3 protein-coding genes and 2 pseudogenes are annotated in these 6,477 nt (G+C 67.6%); all 5 read left to right on the plus strand.

Annotation, left to right across the window (positions count from 1 at the left end; genetic code table 11):
- Nucleotides 1-21 precede the first annotated feature (21 nt).
- A pseudogene (locus CBM2588_RS08980) lies at nucleotides 22-1,144 on the plus strand (acetyl-CoA carboxylase biotin carboxylase subunit); the annotation flags it as partial.
- A pseudogene (locus CBM2588_RS08985) lies at nucleotides 1,145-2,275 on the plus strand (biotin/lipoyl-containing protein); the annotation flags it as partial.
- Nucleotides 2,276-2,337: 62 nt separating this feature from the next.
- Nucleotides 2,338-2,940 (plus strand): glutathione S-transferase family protein, encoded by a 603-nt coding sequence (locus tag CBM2588_RS08990; RefSeq protein WP_115680243.1) that lies wholly within the window; start codon nucleotides 2,338-2,340, stop codon nucleotides 2,938-2,940.
- A 189-nt stretch (nucleotides 2,941-3,129) separates the two neighbouring features.
- Nucleotides 3,130-3,621, plus strand: coding sequence for a VOC family protein (locus CBM2588_RS08995; protein WP_018003732.1), 492 nt, complete (start codon nucleotides 3,130-3,132; stop codon nucleotides 3,619-3,621).
- A 91-nt stretch (nucleotides 3,622-3,712) separates the two neighbouring features.
- Complete coding sequence (locus CBM2588_RS09000; RefSeq protein WP_115680244.1) at nucleotides 3,713-6,079, plus strand: DNA polymerase II; 2,367 nt, start codon at nucleotides 3,713-3,715, stop codon at nucleotides 6,077-6,079.
- The last annotated feature ends 398 nt before the right edge of the window (nucleotides 6,080-6,477 follow it).

Raw genomic sequence — 6,477 nt, forward strand, 5'->3', positions numbered from 1 at the left:
CCACAACGACTAGGAAGCTCAATGTTCAACAAGATCCTGATCGCCAACCGCGGAGAAATCGCCTGCCGCGTGGCCGCCACCTGCCGCCGGCTGGGCATCCGCACCGTCGCGGTGTATTCCGATGCCGATGCCGACGCGCGCCACGTCGCCTTCTGCGACGAGGCCGTGCATATCGGCGGCGCCGCCGCGCGCGACAGCTACCTGCGCGCCGACCACATCATCGAGATGGCGAAGGAGACCGGCGCCCAGGCCATCCACCCGGGCTACGGCTTCCTGTCCGAGAACGAAGCCTTCGCCGAGGCCTGCGCCGCGGCGGGGCTGGTCTTCATCGGCCCGCCGGCCTCTGCCATCCATGCGATGGGCAGCAAGAGCGCGGCCAAGCAGCTGATGGAGAAGGCGGCGGTGCCGCTGGTGCCGGGCTACCACGGCGAGGACCAGGACCCGGCGCTGCTGCGCCGCGAGGCCGACCGCATCGGCTACCCGGTGCTGCTCAAGGCCAGCGCGGGCGGCGGCGGCAAGGGCATGCGCGTGGTCGAGTCCGGCGACGGCTTCGAGGCCGCGCTGGCGTCGGTCAAGCGCGAGGCCAGCGCCAGCTTCGGCGACGACAAGGTGCTGGTGGAGAAGTACCTGACCCGTCCGCGCCATATCGAGATCCAGGTGTTTGCCGATACCCACGGCAACTGCGTCTACCTGTTCGAGCGCGACTGCTCGGTGCAGCGCCGCCACCAGAAGGTGCTGGAGGAAGCGCCGGCGCCCGGCATGACCGAGGAGCGCCGCCGCGCCATGGGCGAGGCGGCGGTGGCCGCGGCCAAGGCGGTTGGCTACGTCGGCGCCGGCACGGTGGAGTTCATCGCCGATTATTCCAACGGCGAGGACGGCTCGTTCTACTTCATGGAGATGAACACCCGCCTGCAGGTCGAACACCCGGTGACCGAGATGATCACCGGCCAGGACCTGGTCGAATGGCAGCTGCGCGTCGCCGCCGGTGAGCCGCTGCCGCTGGCGCAGGAGCAACTGCGCATCGACGGCCATGCGCTGGAAGCACGCATCTACGCCGAGAATCCCGACAAGCAGTTCCTGCCGTCCACCGGCACGCTGCGCTTCCTGCGCACGCCGCCGGCGGTGCAGTTCATGCGTGGCGANCGAACACCCGGTGACCGAGATGATCACCGGCCAGGACCTGGTCGAATGGCAGCTGCGCGTCGCCGCCGGTGAGCCGCTGCCGCTGACGCAGGAGCAACTGCGCATCGACGGCCATGCGCTGGAAGCACGCATCTACGCCGAGAATCCCGACAAGCAGTTCCTGCCGTCCACCGGCACGCTGCGCTTCCTGCGCACGCCGCCGGCGGTGCAGTTCATGCGTGGCGAGGATGCCCACGGCCCGGCCGGCGTGCGCATCGACGCCGGCGTGCGCGAGGGCGACACCATCAGCCCGTTCTACGACCCGATGATCGCCAAGCTGATCGTCTGGGGCAAGGACCGCGACGAGGCGCTGGCGCGCATGCGCCAGGCGCTGGCGGCCTATCACGTGGTCGGTCTGTCGACCAACGTGGCGTTCCTGCAGCGGCTGGTCAAGTCGGAGGCGTTCCGCACCGCCGATCTCGACACCGGCCTGATCGCGCGCAACGAGGCGGTCCTGTTCCCGCCGCCCGCGCCGGTCGGCATGGAGCTGATCGCGCTGGCGGTGGCCGCGCTGCTGGCGCGCGAAAACCAGCAGCGCCGCATCGACGCCGCCGACCAGCACTCGCCGTGGACCCACGCCGGCGCGTGGCGGCTGAACGGCGGCGTGTCGCGCAGGCTGCGTTTCGGCTATGGCGAGCAGGTGCTCGACGTGAAGCTGGACAGCAATGCGCGTGGCAGCACCCTGATCTACGCCGACCAGGCCGCGCCCTTTGCCTATACCTGCCAGGCCGACGATATCCGCGTCAACCTCGGCACGCGGCGCGCGCACGGGCAGGTTCACCTGGATGGCGACGAATTCCACGTCTTCCATGGCGGCCGCCACGCCACGCTGGCCTGGCTCGATCCGCTCGCCCATGCCGGCGAGGCCGAAGGCGAGGGCGGCAAGCTGACCGCGCCGATGCCGGGCAAGGTCATCGCAGTGATGGTCGAGGCCGGCAACGCGGTCGCGCGCGGCGCGCCGCTGCTGGTGATGGAGGCGATGAAGATGGAGCACACCATCTGCGCCCCCGCCGACGGTGTCGTCAGCGAAGTGCTCTACGGCATCGGCGAGCAGGTTGCCGAAGGCGCGCAACTGCTCGCTTTCAGCGACTGACGGCGCCGGGTCGGTGCTATCCTGCTGCCTCGAATCCATTGGGCCGAGGCCGGGAGGACGGTATGACCATGACGCTTTACTACAACCCCCAGAGCCGCGCGTCGGTGGCGCGCTGGATGCTGGAGGAGGTTGGCGCCGACTACGCGTTGCAGCACCTCGATATCGCCAAGGGGGAAAGCCGGGCGCCGGCTTTCCTGGCGATCAATCCGATGGGCAAGATTCCCACGCTGGTGCTGGATGACGGCACCGTGCTGACCGAGAACGGCGCGATCATCGCGTGGCTCGCCGATGCCTATCCGGACGCGGGGCTGATGCCGCCGCCGGGCTCGTCCGCGCGCGGCACGGTGCTGCGGTGGCTGTTCTTCTGCGGCAGCTGCTTCGAGCCCGCGCTGACTGACCGCATGATGCGTGCCCAGGCGCCGCTGCCCAAGCAGACCGTCGGCTGGGGCGACTATGACGAAGTCATCGACGCCATCGAAAAAGCCCTGTCACCAGGTCCCTTCGTGCTCGGCGACAGCTTCAGCGCCGCCGACGTCTACCTCGGCGCGTCGCTGGCGTGGGCGGGACAGTTCGGTGCGCCCCGCATCCGCGAAAGCCGCTGCATCCAGGACTACGTCGGGCGCATCACCGCCCGCGACGCCTTCGTCCGCGCGGCCAAAGGCTAGCGAAGCCGGCGTGCTTCGGGCGCAGCATGCCATCAGGCTTCCAGTCCATGTGGCGCCGCCACGGCCTGCATTGCCCTCCGGAGTGTGAGACATTGGAGTCCCGGCCAACGGCGCCGGTCGCAACGGCACGCTGGCCCATCGCCCACCCGGCGCCGGATTCCCGGCGCCGTGTCTACAAGGAGACGCAACATGCCTGGCAAGAACACGATCTGCCTGTGGTACGACCGCGATGCGTTGGAAGCGGCGAATTTCTATGCCAAGACCTTTCCCGACAGCGCCGTCGGCGCGGTGATGCGCGCGCCGGGCGACTATCCGGACGGCAAGGAGGGCGATGTGCTGACGGTCGAGTTCACCGTCGCCGGCATCCCGTGTGTGGGCTTGAACGGGGGCCCGCACTTCAAGCACAGCGAGGCCTTCTCGTTCCAGATCGCGACCGACGACCAGGCCGAGACTGACCGGCTGTGGGATGCCATCGTCAGCAACGGCGGCCAGGAAAGCGAGTGCGGCTGGTGCAAGGACCGCTGGGGCCTGTCATGGCAGATCACGCCGCGTGCGCTGCTGGCGGCGATCACCGACCCGGACCGCGCCGCGGCCAAGCGCGCGTTCGACGCGATGATGACGATGCGCAAGATCGACATTGCCACGATCGAGGCGGCAAGGCGGGGCGCAGCGCCTGGTTGATGCAGCGCGCGGTCGACCCAGCGGGTGCGCGGCGTAGCGGTCGGCTTGCGTACGCGGGCATCGCGCGAATTTCCATTCCTGTTTCTGCAACGTGGCACTTCAGCAAGGCTTCATCCTGACCCGTCACTGGCGTGATACGCCAGACGGGACCGAAGTGGAATTCTGGCTGGCGACGGATGACGGGCCGCGCCGGCTACGGCTGGCGCTGCAGCCATCGGTTGCCTTTGTGCCGCAGGTGCAGCGCGAGCGTGCCGAGGCACTGCTGTCGCGCGAGCGCGCGGTCGAACTGCGCCCGCTGGCGCTGCGCGATTTCCAGCGCAGGCCGGTGCTGGGACTGTACTGCGCCCAGCACCGGCAGCTGATCCAGTTGGCCAGGACACTGCGCGATGCCGGCGTGGACGTGTATGAAGCCGATATCCGCCCGCCGGAGCGCTACCTGATGGAGCGCTTCATCACCGCGCCGGTGTGGTTCGACGGCGAGCCGGATGGCGCCGGCGTGCTGCGCAACGCGCAGATGAAGCCGTCGGCCGACTACCGGCCGGCGCTGCGCCTGGTGTCGCTCGATATCGAAACCAGCGCGGCGGGCGAGCTCTATTCGATCGCGCTCGAAGGCTGCGGCCAGCGCCAGGTCTACGTGCTGGGGCCGGCGCCGCAAGCGCCGGTCGACGTCGATTTCGCGCTGACCTACTGCGCCACCAGGCCCGAATTGCTGCACCGCCTGAACCAGTGGATGGCCGACCACGATCCCGATGCGATCATTGGCTGGAACCTGGTGCAGTTCGACCTGCGCGTGTTGCAGGAGCAGGCGCGCCGGTTCCAGGTGCCGCTGCGGCTGGGGCGCGGCGGCACGGAAATGGAATGGCGCGAGCACAATGCGCAGCAGCACTTCTTCGCCAGCGCGCCGGGGCGCCTGATCATCGACGGCATCGAGGCGCTGCGCTCCGCCACCTGGAGTTTTCCGTCCTTCAGCCTCGACGGGGTGGCGCAGGCGCTGCTCGGCGAAGGCAAGGCCATCGACAATCCGTACGACCGCATGGACGCGATCGACCGCATGTTCGCCCATGACAAGCCGGCACTGGCGCGCTACAACCTGCGCGACTGCGAGCTGGTGACGCGGATCTTCGAGAAGACCGAGTTGCTGCGGTTCCTGCTCGAGCGTGCCACGGTCACGGGCTTGCCGGCCGACCGCAGCGGCGGCTCGGTGGCGGCGTTCACGCACCTGTACATGCCGCTGATGCACCGCCAGGGTCTGGTCGCGCCCAACCTCGGCGAGAAAGCGCCCGAGGCCAGCCCGGGTGGCTTCGTCATGGACTCGCGCCCAGGGTTGTATGAATCCGTGCTGGTGCTGGACTACAAGAGCCTCTACCCGTCGATCATCCGCACCTTCCTGATCGATCCGGTTGGCCTGGTCGAAGGCCTGGCGCATCCGGACGACGCCGATGCGGTGCCGGGCTTCCGCGGGGCGCGCTTTTCGCGGACCAGACACTGCCTGCCGGCCATCGTGGCACGGGTGTGGCAGGGCCGCGAGGCCGCCAAGCGCGATGGCAACAAACCGCTGGCGCAGGCCCTCAAGATCATCATGAACGCGTTCTACGGCGTGCTCGGCTCCAGCGGCTGCCGCTTCTTCGATGCGCGGCTGGCATCGTCGATCACCATGCGCGGGCACGAGATCATGCGGCAGACCCGGGCGCTGATCGAGGCGCGCGGCTACGAGGTGATCTACGGCGATACCGACTCGACCTTCGTCTGGCTGCGCCGCGCCCGCACCGAAGCCGACGCCGCGCAGATCGGGCGCAGCCTGGTGGCCTACGTCAACGACTGGTGGCGCGACCATCTGTGGCAGACCTACGGGCTCGAAAGCGCGCTGGAGTTGCAGTTCGAGACGCACTTCCGGCGCTTCCTGATGCCGACCATCCGCGGCGCCGAGCTGGGCAGCAAGAAGCGCTATGCCGGCCAGGTGGAGCGTCCCGACGGCACGCGCGAGATGGTGTTCAAGGGGCTGGAGACGGTGCGCACCGACTGGTCGCCGCTGGCGCAGCGCTTCCAGCAAACGCTCTACGAAAAAGTCTTCAACCGCGAGCCGTATGCGGACTATGTGCGCGACATCGTGCGCCGCACGCTGGCCGGCGAACTCGACGAGGAACTGGTCTACCGCAAGCGGCTGCGGCGCCGGCTTGACGAGTACCAGCGCAACGTGCCGCCGCACGTGCGCGCCGCGCGCCTTGCCGACGACTTTAACGCGCGCCACGGCAGGCCACCCCAGTACCAGCGTGGCGGCTGGATCAGCTATGTGATGACCATCGCCGGGCCAGAGCCGCTCGAAGCACGCTCGGCGCCAATCGACTATGCCCACTATGTGAGCCGGCAACTGCAGCCGATCGCCGACGCGATCCTGCCTTTTCTGGACGATGAGTTCGAAACGCTGTTGTCGGGCCAGATGGCACTGTTTCCTCAGTAACCCGGCGGCGCTAATACGGCGCGCGGGAATGCGTGCTGCCTGCCCGCAAGCAGGTATCGGTATCAAGTGCTGCAACCGGCTCTTATGCTGTTTCCAAGAAAAGTGCTTGCCAGGCGGACGTCGCCGGTATTAAGATTCGCCCCCTCGTTCGCAAGGCATCGCGCAACGGGCAAGGAACGGCGCGCAATAATTGACTCGAAAGAGGGCGCGCAGCGCAATAAAGAATTTTTCGAAATCAGTTGCTTAATCGAAAAAATTTCTTTAAAGTCTCGTTCCTTCGCTGCAGACAACGCAGCGCGCTGAACGGCAAAGCCGGTGAGCGAAGTTCTTTAACAAACAAACAACCGATAAGTGTGGGCGCTTGATAGCGGAGGCGAAAGACTTCGGTCTTTTAGCTT

It is taken from the genome of Cupriavidus taiwanensis (assembly GCF_900250075.1).
Classification (GTDB): Bacteria; Pseudomonadota; Gammaproteobacteria; order Burkholderiales; family Burkholderiaceae; genus Cupriavidus; species Cupriavidus taiwanensis_C.

What these genes read in the sequence shown, in the direction of transcription:
- CBM2588_RS08990 (WP_115680243.1), top strand. Translation starts at nt 2,338, where the DNA reads ATGACCATGACGCTTTACTACAACCCCCAGAGCCGCGCGTCGGTGGCG.
- CBM2588_RS08995 (WP_018003732.1), top strand. Translation starts at nt 3,130, where the DNA reads ATGCCTGGCAAGAACACGATCTGCCTGTGGTACGACCGCGATGCGTTG.